The 15,346-nt window shown below is 62.6% G+C and carries 14 protein-coding genes; 9 read left to right on the top strand and 5 right to left on the bottom strand.

Going from position 1 to position 15,346, the window contains the following annotated elements; all coding sequences use genetic code 11:
* Positions 1 to 3 precede the first annotated feature (3 nt).
* A complete protein-coding gene (locus PSAL_RS03250; protein WP_119839861.1) occupies positions 4 to 897 on the bottom strand; it encodes a TRAP transporter small permease subunit in 894 nt (297 codons plus the stop codon).
* Positions 898 to 1,082: 185 nt separating this feature from the next.
* Positions 1,083 to 2,168, bottom strand: coding sequence for a TRAP transporter substrate-binding protein (locus tag PSAL_RS03245; protein WP_119839860.1), 1,086 nt, complete (start codon positions 2,166 to 2,168; stop codon positions 1,083 to 1,085).
* Between the two features lie 312 nt (positions 2,169 to 2,480).
* Here PSAL_RS03245 and PSAL_RS03240 point away from each other — a divergent pair, with 312 nt between their 5' ends.
* The 5 genes from PSAL_RS03240 (at position 2,481) to ilvN (ending at position 8,426) form a co-directional block, all read left to right on the top strand.
* Positions 2,481 to 3,935 (top strand): cache domain-containing protein, encoded by a 1,455-nt coding sequence (locus PSAL_RS03240; RefSeq protein WP_119839859.1) that lies wholly within the window; start codon positions 2,481 to 2,483, stop codon positions 3,933 to 3,935.
* Positions 3,932 to 4,627, top strand: coding sequence for a response regulator transcription factor (locus PSAL_RS03235; protein ID WP_119839858.1), 696 nt, complete (start codon positions 3,932 to 3,934; stop codon positions 4,625 to 4,627). Before PSAL_RS03240 ends, PSAL_RS03235 begins: the two co-directional genes overlap by 4 nt.
* 118 nt (positions 4,628 to 4,745) lie before the next feature.
* Positions 4,746 to 5,645, top strand: a complete 900-nt coding sequence (locus PSAL_RS03230) for a delta-class carbonic anhydrase (protein WP_196222826.1) — start codon at positions 4,746 to 4,748, stop codon at positions 5,643 to 5,645.
* A 461-nt stretch (positions 5,646 to 6,106) separates the two neighbouring features.
* Positions 6,107 to 7,852: an acetolactate synthase 3 large subunit gene (locus tag PSAL_RS03225; RefSeq protein WP_119839857.1), complete on the top strand. Its 1,746-nt coding sequence runs from the start codon at positions 6,107 to 6,109 to the stop codon at positions 7,850 to 7,852.
* 10 nt (positions 7,853 to 7,862) lie between these two features.
* On the top strand, positions 7,863 to 8,426 hold the full coding sequence (ilvN, locus tag PSAL_RS03220) for an acetolactate synthase small subunit (RefSeq protein ID WP_119839856.1): 564 nt from the start codon (positions 7,863 to 7,865) through the stop codon (positions 8,424 to 8,426).
* A 91-nt stretch (positions 8,427 to 8,517) separates the two neighbouring features.
* Here the strand turns inward: ilvN and PSAL_RS03215 are convergent, their stop codons facing one another.
* Entirely contained in the window at positions 8,518 to 8,940 is a 423-nt protein-coding gene (locus tag PSAL_RS03215; protein ID WP_147407643.1) for a hypothetical protein, read from the bottom strand.
* Between the two features lie 201 nt (positions 8,941 to 9,141).
* On the opposite strand from PSAL_RS03215, the gene PSAL_RS03210 reads away from it, so the two are divergent.
* On the top strand, positions 9,142 to 9,963 hold the full coding sequence (locus PSAL_RS03210; protein ID WP_231388595.1) for a helix-turn-helix domain-containing protein: 822 nt from the start codon (positions 9,142 to 9,144) through the stop codon (positions 9,961 to 9,963).
* Here PSAL_RS03210 and PSAL_RS03205 read toward each other — a convergent pair.
* Positions 9,960 to 11,117: a pyridoxal phosphate-dependent aminotransferase gene (locus tag PSAL_RS03205; RefSeq protein WP_119839854.1), complete on the bottom strand. Its 1,158-nt coding sequence runs from the start codon at positions 11,115 to 11,117 to the stop codon at positions 9,960 to 9,962. The two genes, PSAL_RS03210 and PSAL_RS03205, sit on opposite strands and share 4 nt — an antisense overlap.
* Before the next feature lie 154 nt (positions 11,118 to 11,271).
* Between PSAL_RS03205 and PSAL_RS03200 the strand changes: the two genes are divergently transcribed.
* The 3 genes from PSAL_RS03200 to PSAL_RS03190 are packed head-to-tail and all read left to right on the top strand — an operon-like array spanning position 11,272 to position 14,070.
* Positions 11,272 to 12,531, top strand: a complete 1,260-nt coding sequence (locus PSAL_RS03200) for a M48 family metalloprotease (RefSeq protein WP_231388594.1) — start codon at positions 11,272 to 11,274, stop codon at positions 12,529 to 12,531.
* Between the two features lie 43 nt (positions 12,532 to 12,574).
* The gene (locus PSAL_RS03195) at positions 12,575 to 13,339 is read left to right on the top strand and encodes a DsbA family protein (RefSeq protein ID WP_119839853.1); all 765 of its coding nucleotides are present in this window, start codon (positions 12,575 to 12,577) and stop codon (positions 13,337 to 13,339) included.
* Positions 13,336 to 14,070, top strand: a complete 735-nt coding sequence (locus tag PSAL_RS03190; protein WP_196941898.1) for a thioredoxin domain-containing protein — start codon at positions 13,336 to 13,338, stop codon at positions 14,068 to 14,070. Before PSAL_RS03195 ends, PSAL_RS03190 begins: the two co-directional genes overlap by 4 nt.
* Before the next feature lie 18 nt (positions 14,071 to 14,088).
* Here PSAL_RS03190 and ispG read toward each other — a convergent pair whose 3' ends face one another.
* Positions 14,089 to 15,219: a flavodoxin-dependent (E)-4-hydroxy-3-methylbut-2-enyl-diphosphate synthase gene (ispG, locus tag PSAL_RS03185; protein WP_119839851.1), complete on the bottom strand. Its 1,131-nt coding sequence runs from the start codon at positions 15,217 to 15,219 to the stop codon at positions 14,089 to 14,091.
* Between the last annotated feature and the right edge of the window lie 127 nt (positions 15,220 to 15,346).

The raw sequence follows: 15,346 nt of genomic DNA, 5'->3' as shown, positions 1-15,346 counted from the left end.
CCCTTAATGCGTGCCTTCATAGGCTTCTTCACCGGCGCCAAGCGTGTCGCGGTCGAGGTACTTTCCTTCGGCATCCTCGCCTTCGATGCATTCAAGGAAGGACCGATAGAAGAAGGCCACCGCCTGCAGCGCCACCAGAGCGACGAAGCAGAGGATCAGGATCTTGAACAGGAAGTAGCCGTTGAAGCCGTCCGGGCTGAAGCCGATGGTCTCGACGTTCCATTTCACGATGCGCGCCTTGCGCATCAGCAGGTCGATCCGGTCGCTGGCCGAGACCTTGGGCGTGATCAGGTGCCGCCACAGGAAGAACCAGGAATACATCCAGACCAGCGTGCAGACCGGCAGCATGAAGAACAGCGCCCCGAACATGTCCACCACCCGCTTGGCGCGGAATCTCAGCGGTGCATAGATCAGGTCGACCCGCACATGCCCGCCCTGCACGAAGGTATAGCTGACGCAAAGCGCCACCACGGCGGCATTCCACAGCTTCAGCCCCTCAGCGTACCAGCTGATCGATTGGGTGAACCCGATCCCCAGCGGCGAGATCGAGATCTCGCCCAGTCGGAAGATGGACTGCAGGAAGACGATGACGATCTGCTGGCCGACCATGATCAGCCCGGCCCAGGCGGCGGTGCGCCCGACGACATTGGCAAAGCCTTCCAGCCCCCGGACCATGCCCCACATGAAGGGGCGGTAGATCAGCCCCACCACGGTCACCACCAGGAAGATGTCGAAGACGGCAAAGAAGAATTCGACCGAGGCCCCGTAATAGATGAAACGGATCAGCGCCTCGCTGTCCGCCCAGTTGAGCCAGAGGCCCGGATGGGTCAGCGCATAGCCAATGTTGTAAAAGCCCAGCCCGATCTGCGTGATCAGCCAGACAAATCCGGTAAACATCCTTCCCCCCTTTTCCGACGGCGCCGGTCGTTGCCGCGCCCCCGTCCCTGCCTAGGGTCCGACGGCCCCGGCCGTGGTCCCTGCCCTGTTGCTTTCCTGCATGGGCGATGCCGCCCGGCAGATCCTTTCGCAATGGGCTGCGCATCGTTGCCGATGCACAGCCCGTCTTTCAAAGGTTCAGGGTCTCAGCTGCCCAGAACGCGGTTCCGCTGTGCGGTGTAGGCCGAGTCCGACACCGACATCCAACCGGAGGCCGATTTCATCGACGCCTCTGCGCTGTCGCGGATCGTGGCGAACATCTCGTCGTCCATGAAGCCGTCCAGAACTTCTTTCGAGGCCGCGCCGAAAGCCGTCCAGACTTCGTCCGGGAAGGCCTGCACATTGGTGCCGCCCGATTGCAGACGCTGCAGGGCCGGCCCGTTGTTGGCGATGAACAAGGCGTAGTTGTGCTGGTGCGCTTCGGCGGCAGCCACTTCGATGATCTTCTGCTGTACTGGCGTCATCTCGTTGAAGATGTCGAGGTTGGTCGCCACCGACAGCGCCGCGCCCGGCTCGTGGAAACCAGCCGGGTAGTAATAGTCGCAGACCTCTTGCAGGCCTAGCTTTTCGTCCGACCAGGGGCCGATCCATTCGGTCCCGTCCAGGGCGCCGGTGGACAACGCCTGATAGATCTCGCCGCCCGGAAGCACCTGAACAGAGGCGCCCAGCTTGGCCAGCGCCTGCCCCCCAAGGCCCGGCATACGGAACTTCAACCCTTTGAAATCATCAGCGGAATTGATCTGGTTGCGGAACCAGCCGCCACCCTGCGCCGCTGTCTGGCCAGCGATAAAGCTTTTCAGGCCAAAGATCTCGCCAAGCTCGTGATGCAGCTCCATCCCGCCGTTGGCATAGTACCAGGTCATCATTTCCGGCGCGGTCATGCCGAAGGGCACCGTGGTGAAATAGGCCCAGGCCGGATGCTGGCCGACAAAGTAATAATCGGCCCCGTGGTACATGTCCGCCTGACCGGCGGTCACGGCATCGAAGACTTCCAGCGCACCGACAAGTTCGCCGGCCGCCTTCGGCTCGACGGTGATCGAACCGCCGGACATGGAATTGACGTTATCGGCAAAGCGCTCGACCGAATCCCAGACACCGGCCAGGCCGCGCGGCCAGGTGGTGACCATGGTCAGGGTCATGTTGCCCTGCGCGATTGCCGGCGCGGCCAGGGTGCTGGCCGCTGCTGCGGAACCGCCCAAGGCGGATGTTCTCAGAAAAGAACGACGATCCATATTTTCTCCTCCCTAGAGACCGCGCCACCGGGTCGTCTGCACGGCGCGGCATTAAAGTCCGGGCAGCCTATCGGCGTTCCAGGGGCCTCGAAATACCAAGTACTACGTAAATTGAGCGGAAAATTTGCGGAAATTACCCAAGAGGATGACAGAACAGGCCATTCGAAAAGATGGGCGTCGGGGATACGGGCGCGCAGCGGCGGCCCCTGGACAAGTCACGCGACGATCACGCCGCCGTGATTCGGGGCAGGACAAGACCCGCGCCCGCCCGGCAATTGTGGGAATCGCAGGCCGCTTCTATGGTCCGAAGTCATGCGTACCCATTTGCCCCGGATCAACCTCAGCTACGGTCAGAAGCTTTTCCTTCTGGCGACCCTGCCGCTTGTGCTGGCGGTGGCGGCGATCTCGGCCCTGGTGGCGGATCAGTCCCGCGCTCTTGCGGAACGCGAGATCGCGACCCTGGAGCGCCAGATGATCGAGGCCAAGAAGGCCGAACTGCGCAATTATGTCACCCAGGCCAAGAACGGCTTCAACTATGTCTACGGCATGGCCGGCCCCGACGACCGCGCGGCGCAGGAGCAGGTCAAGCAGATCCTCTCGGCAATGACCTATGGCGATGACGGGTTCTTTTTCGTCTACGATTACGATGGCAACAACCTTGTTTCGCCCCGCCAGACCGGGATGATCAATCGCAACTGGTGGGATCTGCAGGATGGCGAAGGGCGCAAGGTGGTGCAGGACTTCATCGCCACCGCGCGTCAGGGTACCGGCTGGGTGGCGCATCTGTGGCCCAAGCCTTCGACCGGAGAGGAAGCGCTGATGGTCTCTTTCATCGCGCCGCTGCATTCGTGGAAATGGGCGATGGGCACCGGGGTCTTCATTGACGACGTGCTGGCAAGCACCGCCGCCGCGCGGGCGGATGTGCAGGTTCGGGTGCGCCAGACCTTCCTTTATATCGGCGGCATCACGGCCGGGGCCCTGTTCGTCGTCTTCGGCTCTGGCATGCTGATCAACATCCGCGAACGGCGGCTGGCCGATGCCAAGCTGAAACAACTGACCCAACGGGTTTTCGATGCCCAGGAAGAGGAACGCGGCCGCGTCGCCCGCGAGCTGCACGATGGCATCAGCCAGCTTCTGGTCGGGGTCCGCTATGCGCTGGACAGCGCGCGGCGGCGGCTCGATGCCGGCGACGCGCGCGCCGGTGAGACGCTGGATCGCGGGATGGAGGGGCTGGGCAATGCCATTCAGGAGGTCCGCCGGATCAGCCGCGACCTGCGTCCCGGCGTGCTCGACGATCTTGGCCTTGGCCCTGCGGTCAAGGTCCTGGTCGCGGATTTCGGCTCCCGCACCGGGATCGAGACCGAATTTTCCACGGTGGTCTTCCGCAACCGGCTGGATTCCGACGTGAAGATCTCTCTCTACCGGATCGCGCAGGAAGCGCTGACCAATATCGAACGTCACTCCGGAGCCACCCGCGTTTCGGTCGAGATCCGCGGCCACCGCAACGGCGCCATGATGCGGATTTCCGACAATGGCCACGGGATGCGCAATACCGACAGCGCCCTTGGCCCCGGTATCGGATTGCGCAACATGCAGGAACGCGCCGAGCAAATGGAAGGCTCCCTGCGCATCCTGTCGTCCCGCGGTGGCACGGTGATCGAAGTGCAGGTCCCCCTGTCCAAGATCATCGACCCGACCAATATCACCCCCAATGACGCCTCCCCCGGCCAGTCGGCCGACACCCTTCCCGGACAGGAAAGCGCATGACCTTGCCCCCCATTCCGCCCGACCATGCCAATGACGCGCAAACGTTCGCCGCCCGCCGCGCCCCGGTGCGCGTCGCCGTGGTCGATGATCACCCCATGGTCGCCGAAGGGATCGAGGCGATCCTGGACTCCTTCCCCGATATCGAGGTCGTGGGTACCTATGGATCGGGCCCCGAGATCATCGAGGCCCTTCCCTCCGTCCAGCCCGACGTCATCCTGCTCGACCTCAACATGCCGGGGATGAGCGGCTTGACCGCCTGCGAAATCCTGTTGGAAAATGCCCCGGACCTGAAGATCCTGATCCTGTCGATGCATGACAGCGCCGAATATATCTCGACCGCGCTGGACCACGGGGCGCAGGGCTATGTGCTGAAGGACGTGCCGACGGACGAGATCAAGCGCGCCATCGATGCGGTCATGGCGGGCCTGCGCTACCTTTGCACGGGCGCGCAAGGATCCCTGGCGCCACAGCGTACCCCGTCGCATCTGACCAACCGCGAACAGACGATCCTGCTTCAACTCGCGCAGGGCAAAAGCAATAAGGACGTGGCCCTGGCGCTGGATATCTCGGTCCGCACGGTCGAGACCCATCGCAAGAACATCAAGACAAAGCTTGGTATTTCATCGACCGCCGGGTTGACCCGTTATGCTATGGAACATGGGGTTCTACAGGGCACCGGACGGGGTTTCTGAGCCCATTTCATGAGGTTGCATTTGGTTAACCCCGATTTCGATTGGGCGTGCCATTCAAGTATTTGGCAAGAGAAAGATCCTAGAAACCTCGAAACAGATCAATAGGAACGGAATGCCGATGCAGGTTCGCCTCACTCCGCTCATCGCGGCCCTTGCCCTCTTCGTGCCGCTGACGGCGATTGGCGACGTGGCGGGGGACGCAACAGAACCGGGCCCGGGTCGGGATTCTGCCCCCACTGCCACCGCCCGGTCCGCTGCCCCCGCCCAGTCCACTGCCCCCGTGCCCGAAGATGGTCCGCTGTGTCAGGGGTTCGGTCCGCAGACGCCGCGCGACATCTCGCTTCTGGATGGCACCAACGGCCAGAGCTTCCCGATGGCGCAAGCCCCGGAGAACATGAGCCTGTGCAATATCCACACCCATACCAATGCCGAGCACAAGGGGCCGGGGTTTTCCATCCGCTCCTCCGACCCGGATTTCGGCGGGTATCAATGCGAAGGCTCGGACCAGCTGACACAATCCGAGCTTGAGGACCCCGCCTTTGGGCATGGCCCCTTCCACGGTGTGAAACCCGGCGACACGATCGAGGTGCATTGGGTCTATTCCTCGTGCGACGTGCAGCCCGGGCCGGGCCTGGGCGCTTGCCTGTCGGATGCCTGTGCAAACCCGACGCTGCGCGTGGAAAGCCAGGTCTTCCTGCTGGTCAACGACCCCTTCGCACTGAATTTCGAGGCGTATGACTACGATGGCGACATGACGAATGGCCGGCCTCAGCCCCATTCCCTGCCCGGCGACACAGGTACGCCCATCGTTTTCCGCGGCTCGACGACCGGGCCCAGCTATACCCAGTCGATCTGTTCGCCGATGCAGGTGACATGGTCAGTGCGCCCACGGTGCGCGCGCCTCGATATTTCGTCTCTGCATCGGTGGACCATGGACGGCAATGCCTTTGACGAGGACCATTCCCATGGCGTCCGAGCCCTCGTCACTGCACCGGAACTGCTGGCCCCGATCCAGTAGACCCTCCGGCCCTGTCCGATACATCCGCCCTTGCCCCGTCCGCAGTCCCAGCGGCGGGGCCATGGCTGTTGCCGTCCTTGAATGACCGCCGTGTCGCCGGGACAATGCGGTCAGACCGCCACGATTCCACCCCGAACCCACGGGGGATCCGCGTGTTTCGGCAATTTTCAGGGGCCAATACGCAATTTTCGGAAAGAATTTCCACGCCTCGCGACATTTTAGGGCCAGATTTGCGGTTGACCTTGGGGTTTTCAGCCCATATCAAACCCATCAGTGAATAAGACCCCCTTGGGATGAGCCGCTTAAAATGACCGATCTAGTGGTAATTACAGGAAAAAGGCGCATGGGCCGGTAACACCGGTTTCCCAGACAGGATCCCATGCGCCCCCGGAACTTCACCGGGGGTTTTTTATTTGCCAAAACTGGCCGCAAAAGCTGCGGCATGTGACGGAGAAAAGAAGATGGCACGTCAGATGACAGGTGCGAGAATGGTGATCCAGGCCCTGAAGGACCAGGGTGTGGACACGGTATTCGGCTATCCGGGCGGCGCCGTCCTGCCGATCTACGACGAGATTTTCCAGCAAAACGAAATTCAGCACGTGCTGGTGCGCCACGAACAGGGCGCGGTCCATGCCGCCGAGGGCTATGCCCGCTCAACCGGCAAGCCCGGCGTCGTTCTGGTGACCTCGGGCCCCGGCGCCACCAACGCAGTGACCGGGCTGACCGACGCGCTGCTCGATTCCATTCCGCTTGTCGTCCTGACCGGCCAGGTCGCCACCTTCCTGATCGGCACCGATGGCTTCCAGGAGGCCGATACAGTCGGCATCACCCGCCCCTGCACCAAGCACAACTGGCTGGTCAAGGACGCCGAAAAGCTGGCAGACACGATCCATCAGGCCTTCCATGTCGCGACCTCGGGGCGGCCCGGCCCGGTGTTGATCGACATCCCGAAGGACGTGCAATTCGCCGAAGGCAGCTATGTCGAGCCGCAGAAGGCGCGCACTTCGCACTACCAGCCCCGCAAGAAGGCCGAGATCGAACAGATCAACGATCTGGTCGCAATGATCGAACGCGCCGAACGCCCGGTCTTCTATACCGGCGGCGGTGTCATCAACTCCGGCCCTGCGGCCAGTCAGTTGCTGACCGAACTGGTCGAAACGACCGGCTTCCCGATCACCTCGACCCTGATGGGCCTTGGCGCCTACCCGGCCAGCGGCAAAAGCTGGCTCGGGATGCTGGGGATGCACGGGCTTTACGAGGCCAACCTGGCGATGCACGGCTGTGATCTGATGATCAACGTTGGCGCCCGTTTCGATGACCGGATCACCGGCAAGATCGATGAATTTTCGCCCGGGTCGGCCAAGGTGCATATCGATATCGACCCATCCTCTATCAACAAGATCGTGCATGTCGACCTGCCGATCATCGGGGATGTCGCCCATGTTCTGGAAGACGTGCTGAAGGTCTGGAAAGCCAAGGGGCGCAAGACCAACACCCAGGCGGTCGCCAAATGGTGGGAACAGATCGACCAGTGGCGTGCGGTCAACTGCCTGAATTACCAGAACTCCGACAAGGTCATCAAACCGCAATACGCCCTGCAACGCCTTCAGGCGCTGACCAGGGACCATGACCGCTACATCACGACCGAGGTCGGCCAGCACCAGATGTGGGCGGCACAGTTCCTCGACTTCGAAGGGCCGAACCGCTGGATGACCTCCGGGGGGCTGGGCACCATGGGTTATGGTTTCCCCGCTTCGATCGGCGTGCAGCAAGCGCATCCCGAGGCCCTGGTCATCAATGTCGCGGGCGAAGCCTCCTGGCTGATGAACATGCAGGAACTGGGCACCGCCGTGCAGTTCAACCTGCCGGTCAAGCAGTTCATCCTGAACAACGAACGCCTCGGCATGGTCCGGCAGTGGCAGGAATTGATGCACGGACAACGCTATTCCCATTCCTGGTCCGAAAGCCTGCCCGACTTCGTCAAACTGGCCGAGGCCTTTGGCGTCAAGGGCATCCTGTGCACGGATCCCGCCGATCTGGATGATGCGATCATGGAAATGATCAACCACGACGGTCCGGTGATCTTCGACTGCCGGGTCGAGAAACACGAAAACTGCTTCCCGATGATCCCGTCGGGCAAGCCGCATAACGAAATCCTGCTTGGCGCAGAGGCAGAAGCCTTCGCCGGTGGCGGCGCTCTGGTCTAAGGAAACGCAGATGTCCCCTCTCAAGATCGAACATGGCGCATCCAGCCATTCCGTCTATGCGCTTCGGGATCCGCATTCCGAAGTGATCGAGAAACACACCCTCGCGGTGCTGGTCGAAAACGAACCTGGTGTGCTGGCGCGCGTTATCGGGCTGTTTTCGGGCCGTGGCTACAACATCGAAAGCCTGACCGTGGCCGAGGTCGACCATACCGGCCACCGGTCGCGCATCACCATCGTGACCACCGGCACCCCTGCGGTGATCGAACAGATCAAGGCCCAGCTTGGCCGCATTGTGCCAGTGCATCAGGTCAATGACCTGACCGTCGAAGGCCCGTCCGTCGAACGCGAACTGGCATTGCTGAAGGTGGTCGCCGAAGGCGAAAAGCGGGTCGAGGCCCTGCGTTTGGCAGATATCTTCCGCGCCAAGGTGGTGGACAGCACGCTGTCCAGCTTTGTCTTCGAACTGACCGGTACGCCGGAAAAGATCGATGCCTTTGCCGATCTGATGCGTCCTCTCGGCCTGAACGAACTGGCCCGCACCGGGGTCGCGGCATTGAAACGCGGCGATACCTGACGCCGAGGGGCTTTTGCCTCAGGTGCAAATGATCAGGGCCGCGCCATTTCTGGCGCGGCCCTTTACATTGGTTTGTCCGGTCTTGGATCGCTCAGGACAACCGCAGGCTTCTGGGTTGTTCCCTGTCGTCGACGAACTTGCCGGGGAACGGCACCACGGTACGACCATGGTTGCCGACATTGGTCCCGGCCTGTGCTTCCATCTGGGGCATCTCCCGGGCGGATTTCACGCCGCCGCCGGCCTCGCGAAGACGCCGGGCAAGGCAGGGGTAATGCTCTTCCTCGATAAGATGCGGGTCTTCGACCAACCGGATCTCTCCGAATTCGGACAGGTCAAACTGAAGCAGGTCACCTGCCTCCAGGCAGATCTCCCCTTTCGTGGTCCGACTTGTCCCGGACCGGAAAAAGGCAAGATCCCCATGATCTTCACACCAGACGACAGCAGATTTGCTGTCGGGGGATCTCCATAAAACTATTCCAAACATGCGCTTCTCCGCCGCAAGAAGTGACGTCATGTTGTTCACAATGGGGCAAAATCCGACCTTTGGACATGCCCGTTTGCGTATTGTAATGTCTGAATTTGTGTCGCAATTTCCCGCATGTGACGTTATATAGATGCAATCGTGACGCGGATTGGCATCACACCCCGAAATTCGACCCGAAAACGGTCATCAGACGAACAGCCTGCCTACATAGAGAACAGCGGAGACCCGAAGGTGCCGACAACACGTCCGACGTCCGAACAGTCAGAATTGAAACCCGTCGAGATCCGCAACATCTTTGGCGCCAACCTGCGTCAGCTCAGTTCGATCTATCCCTCGGTTGCGGGGCTGTGCCGGGATCTTGGGATCAACCGCACGCAATTCAACCGCTACCTGTCCGGCGAAAGCTTTCCGCGCCCGGACGTGCTGCATCGGATCTGCCGGTTCTTCGGCACCGATGCGCGCATCCTGCTGGAACCCGTCGACCTTTTGCACCCGGTCAGCCAGGGCATCCTCAGCCATCCGGAAATCGTCGGCTATCTGGGACGCCACGCGGCCGAATTCGACACGGCGATGTTGCCCTCCGGGATCTACAGGTTTTCCCGGCTCAGCTTCGTGGATTCCTCGCTGGCGGTCATGGGGCTGGTGCAGGTCTATCGACGGGACGGATTTACCTTCGTGCGCGGCTACGAGGCGCGTGAGGCAATGCGCCAGCAGGGCCTGCCGACCGATGGCCAGAGCCGCGAGTTCCGTGGTGTCTTCCTTGCGCAGGAACAAGGCGTTGCGGCGCTGATCGCACGGCGCGGCGCGGCCACCTGTTCGTTCAATTTCCTGTCGCCTGTCGCCGCCTTCGACAACAATTTCTGGGAAGGCTACGTGACCCGCACGATCCGCGAAGCGATCAGCGGCCCGCGGGCCTCGCGCATGGTCTATGAATTGCTGCCGACCAATTCAGGGGCGATCCTGCAAGCAGCCCGGCGCTCCGGCCTGGTGGAACTTGGCGCCCTGCCGACCTTCCATCGCCGGTTGCTACGCCTCGACCACCCGTTCAGCTAGGCGCGCACGGCCTCGCGTTCGGCCATGAAGACCTTCAGCCGATCAAGACCTTCGCGGATTTCCTCGCTGGCAGCGGCATAGGAAAACCGCAGCGTCCCCTTGCCCCGCGCCTTGTCGAAATCCAGACCCGGTGTCACGGCCACCCCGGCCTTTTCCAGGATTTCGCGTGCAAAAATGCGCGAATCCGAGGTCAGGTCGCTGACATCGGCATATAGGTAGAAGCCTCCGTCGGGCGGGGCGATGCGGCGAAAGCCCGCCTTGGGCAATTGATCCAGCATCAGCGCGCGGTTGCGGGCATAGACGGTCAGGTTGGCATTCAGTTCTTCGGGGCAATCCATCGCCGCGCAGGCCGCAACCTGCGACGCCGTGGGGGCGCAGATGAACATGTGCTGGGCGATGCGTTCCACCCGGCGCACATGGTCTTCGGGCACCACCATCCAGCCGACGCGCCAACCCGTCATGCTGAAATACTTCGAAAACGAATTGATCACATAGGCCTGATCCGAAATTTCCAGCGCACTGACCGCGCGGTCCTCGTAATGCAGCCCGTGATAGATCTCGTCGGAGATAAAGCTGATCTCCTCATCCGCCGCCGCTTCCATCAGCCGTGTCAGCGCCGGACGCGACAGCATGGTGCCCGACGGATTGCCCGGCGAGGCGACCATCAGCCCCTCAAGGTTCCGCCCGCGAATGTCGTCTGGCCGGGGCTGGAACCGCGCGGCTTCCTGCGTTTGCAGGACCACCGGCTCCAGGTCCGTAGCTTTGAGCAATTGCAGGTAGGAGGGATAACCCGGCGCGCCGATCCCGACACGCGCACCGGCGTCGAACAGCGACGCGAAGGTCAGCAGGAAACCACCCGAGGACCCGGTGGTCACGATCACCCGCTCCGGATCAAGGTCGATGCCGTACCATTCGTCGTAAAGCTGCGCGATACGCTGGCGCAGATCCTGCATCCCCACGGTCAGGGAATAGCCGAGGCTTTCGGATTCCAGCGCGGATGTCAGCGCCCGCCGGGCCCCCAGCGGCGCCGGCGTGCCTGGCTGCCCGACTTCCATGTGAACGATGTGCCTGCCTTGCGCTTCCAGTTCTGCCGCCCGCGTCATGACATCCATCACAATGAAAGGATCGATATCTCCGCGGCTTGAAACTCTCATGCTGATCTCCGAGACTGGCTCCGTGATAGGGTCGTTTCAACAGGCCGGGCCGCTCAGGTCAATGGCGGGGGGGGTGCTTCGGGGGGGCAAACCGGTGCGCCTGCGCACAGTTTTGGCGTTTGCACTGGTTTTACTCGCCCTTCCCGCACAGGCAGTGACGGTCCTGCGCGATCCGGACATTGAACATGCCCTCAATCGGCTGGCCCAACCGGTCCTGCGCGCGGCAGGTCTTTCCAGCGCGCTGAAGGTGCTGGTGGTGCAGGATCCCAGCCTGAATGCCTTTGTCGTCGATCCAAACGCGATCTACATCCATTCCGGCCTGCTGCAGCGCACCAGTTCGGCCGCCGCGCTGCAATTCATCATCGCCCACGAGGCCGCACATATCGCGAATGGCCACCTGACCCGACGGCGGTTGAACGCGCAATATGCCTCGCGCGTGGCCGGGCTTGGCATGGCTTTGGCAGTGGCGACTGCAGCGGGCACCGGTCAGCCGGCCCTGGCGGCGGCGGGCCTCGGCGTGGCCAATTCCGCGCGGCGCGGCTTCTTCGCCCATAGCCGGGCCGAGGAAAGCAGCGCCGATCAAAGTGCCATTCGCTATCTGTCCCAATCCGGGCGCGGCGCCCGTGGGGCCATCGACGCGATGCAGATCTTCGCCGGGCAGGAAACCCTGTCGGAATCCCGCCGCGATCCCTATGCGCAATCCCACCCGGTGTCCCGCGACCGCCTGCGCAGCCTGACCGCCCTGTCCCAAAGTTATGGCCCCGATCCGCGGCTCGATGTCGACCAGGATACCTATTGGTACGAACGCGCCAAGGGCAAGATCTCGGCCTTTCTGCAACCGCCGAAATGGACCCGGCAACGCGCCGACGAAAGCCTTGCACCCGATATCGAATACATGCGGCTGGCCGTGGCCAATCACCGGCTTTCGGACTGGCGCGGCGCGGTCCAGCAGTTGGACCGGGCTTTGGCGATCCGTCCCGATGACGCCTATTATCACGAGCTGAAGGGCCAGATCCTGCTGGAAGGTCGCCAGTTTGCCGCCGCCGAGGCCGCCTATCGCCGCGCCAGCACGCTGGCCCCGAACGACGGGCTGATCCTGGCCTCTCTCGGTCACGCGATGGTGGTCCAGGGTGGCACGGCGCGCCTGCAGCAGGCCCTGCCGGTACTGGAACGCGCCCGCGCCGCGGATTACCGCAACGGCGGCGTGATGCGCGATCTCGGGTCGGCCTATGCGCAGCTTGGACAGCCCGGCATGGCCGCCCTGTCGATCGCCGAATATCATGCGCTCTACGGGCGCCTGAAGGATGCCGGCATCCAGGCCCGACGGGCCGAGGGCCTTTTGTCGCGTGGCTCGCCCTCTTGGCAGCGGGCGCGTGATGTGGTTGTTGCCTCGGAGAATGCCGAGAAGCCCTGAACGATCTTTCGCCGTCCCCTTCGCCGACAAAAAGGACCATCCCATGCGCAGCAGCTCTCTTGTACTCCCCGCCGTTCTTGGGATCGCGGGCCTGGCCCTCGGCCTTGCCATCGCGCCCCGGCTGGGGTCTTCGGAGCTGTCAGAGGCCGACCGCACCGCTTTCCGCGCCGAGGTCCGGGCCTATCTTCTGGATAGCCCCGAGGTGATCTTCGAGGCCGCTCAAGCGATGGAAACCCGCCAGGCAGAACAAGCCGCCCAGGACGATATCGACCTGGTAAAGGATAATTCCGATGCGCTTTTCGACGACGGGTTCAGCTGGGTCGGCGGCAATCCGGACGGCGACGTGACATTGGTCGAATTCATGGACTACCGCTGCAGCTACTGCCGCAAGGCCTTTGAAGACGTCGAACAACTGGTCGAAAGCGATGGCAATATCCGCTTTGTCCTGAAGGAGTTCCCGATCCTCGGAGAATCCTCTGTCGCGGCATCGCGACTGGCCATCGCGACGCGGCTCGAATCCGGGGACGACGCATACAAGGCGCTGCATGACGCGATGATGACCTATACCGGCGGCTTTGACGAGGTTGCCTCGACACGTCTTCTGGAAGGTCTCGGACTGGACCCCGCGCCGATTCTTGCCCGCCTGTCTGATGACGTGATCGACGAGGAAATCGCCACGACCCGCAGACTGGCGCAGCAGATGAACATCACCGGGACCCCGACCTTCGTGCTGTCCGACACCATGCTGCGCGGATACCTGCCGCTGGCGAGCATGCGCGAAATGGTCGCCGACATCCGGTCCGAGTGACCCGGGCCAAAATGTCCCGGATCAGCGCCTGCGCGCTGGTCCTTCTGCTGCCTCTGCCGGGGCACGCAGGCGACTGGGTAGCAAGGTTAAAGCGTCAACCGGCCCTGATGGATCAGGAAATGCGCCAGTTGCTGACGCAGGAGCCCGAGCTTGTCGACGAAGCCCTGGCCCAGGTCGCGGCCGCGCAATCCGACGCCAGTTGGCAACCGCTTCAGGATGAGATCACCAGCGACCTCGGCCAGATCGGGACAGAGGCCCCGCGCCTGTTCGCTGTCTCGCCGCAGGGCATCGGGCCGCAGGTGACTGCCAGCCTGACCCTGTTTACCCGTGCCGATTGCCCGGCCTGTCAAAGGGCCGAAGCCGAACTGCGCGTCCTTGCGGTGCAGCATCCTGACAAACGGTTCGAAATTCGCAGCCTGTCCACCACCCTGCCCGACCGTCTGGCCATGGCCCTGGCCGAAACCCACGGGGCCGAGGCCGCGATAAGCTTTCGCGCCCAGGTCACCACGCAGGACCGCGCCGCCCTAACGGCGCTTCTTGAGCAGGCCGGCCACGACCCCGAGGCGCTTCTGACCCTGGCCGAAAGCGCGCAGATGAACAGGGAAGCAGACCTGCAAGCCCGGCAATTTGAAGTACTCGGCCTGGATACCGCGCCAAGCTACGTCATGCCGGATCGGTTGATCCGCGGGCAGATGCCCGCGGTCGTGCTGGAAGGCTACCTGGCGGAATAGGTCGCCCGGCAGAGAAGGTTATTCGGCGGCCTGGGCCGCAACATTACCTGCCTCGATGGCCTCGGCGCGCTTTTCGACCTCTTCCACGATGTGATCGACCATCTGGTCATTCGACATCTTGTGGCTCTGCTTGCCGGCCAGATAAACCATGCCGCTGCCCGCGCCACCGCCGGTAAAGCCGACATCGGTCATCAACGCCTCGCCCGGACCGTTGACGACGCAGCCGATGATCGAAAGGCTCATCGGGGTCTTGATATGCTCGAGCCGTTGTTCCAGCGCCTCGACCGTGCGGATGACGTCAAAGCCCTGACGCGCGCAGGACGGGCAGGAAATGATGTTCACGCCGCGATGCCGCAAGCCGAGGCTCTTGAGGATTTCGTAACCCACCTTCACCTCTTCGACCGGATCGGCCGACAGGGACACGCGGATCGTGTCGCCGATCCCCATCCACAAAAGGTTACCCAGCCCGATCGCGCTCTTGATCGTACCCGAGGTCAGACCACCGGCCTCGGTGATGCCAAGATGGATCGGCGCATCTGTGGCCTCTGCCAGCATTTGATAGGCGGCGGCGGCCATGAAGACATCCGAGGCCTTCACCGAGATTTTGAATTCGTGAAAGTCGAGGTCTTGCAGGATCTTGATGTGATCCAGCCCGCTTTCGACCATCGCATCCGGGCAGGGCTCGCCGTATTTGTCCAGCAAGTGTTTTTCAAGGCTACCGGCGTTGACGCCGATGCGGATCGAACAGCCGTGATCGCGTGCCGCCTTGATGACCTCTTTCACGCGGCTTTCGTCGCCGATATTGCCCGGATTGATCCGCAGGCAGGCAGCGCCGGCCTCGGCGGCCTCGATCGCACGCTTGTAGTGGAAATGGATATCCGCGACGATCGGCACCGGGCTTTCGCGCGCGATTTCCTTCAGCGCCCGCGTCGCCGCCTGATCGGGCTCCGAGATACGGACGATATCGGCCCCGGCCTCGGCCGCACGAATGACCTGATCCAGCGTCGCCTTCACATCCGAGGAATCGGTGTTGGTCATGGTCTGGACAGTGATCGGCGCGCCGCCTCCGACCGGAACATTTCCGACCATGATCTGGCGGCTCTTGCGGCGATCAATATTGCGCCAGGGACGGATGGGATTATGCGACATGGTGCCTGTGCCTTCTCGCCTTCTGCGTTGGCTACTGGATACAGACCCGGCCGGAAGAAGACAATCGCCCCGCCTGCCCTTTCCCGATACCGGCCAAACGATGCGGGTCATCGTTCCGCGTCGGGAC

It is taken from the genome of Pseudooceanicola algae (assembly GCF_003590145.2).
Lineage (GTDB): Bacteria > Pseudomonadota > Alphaproteobacteria > Rhodobacterales > Rhodobacteraceae > Pseudooceanicola > Pseudooceanicola algae.
Note: the sequence above shows the minus strand (reverse complement) of the source record. Positions and strands in the feature narration are given on the sequence as shown.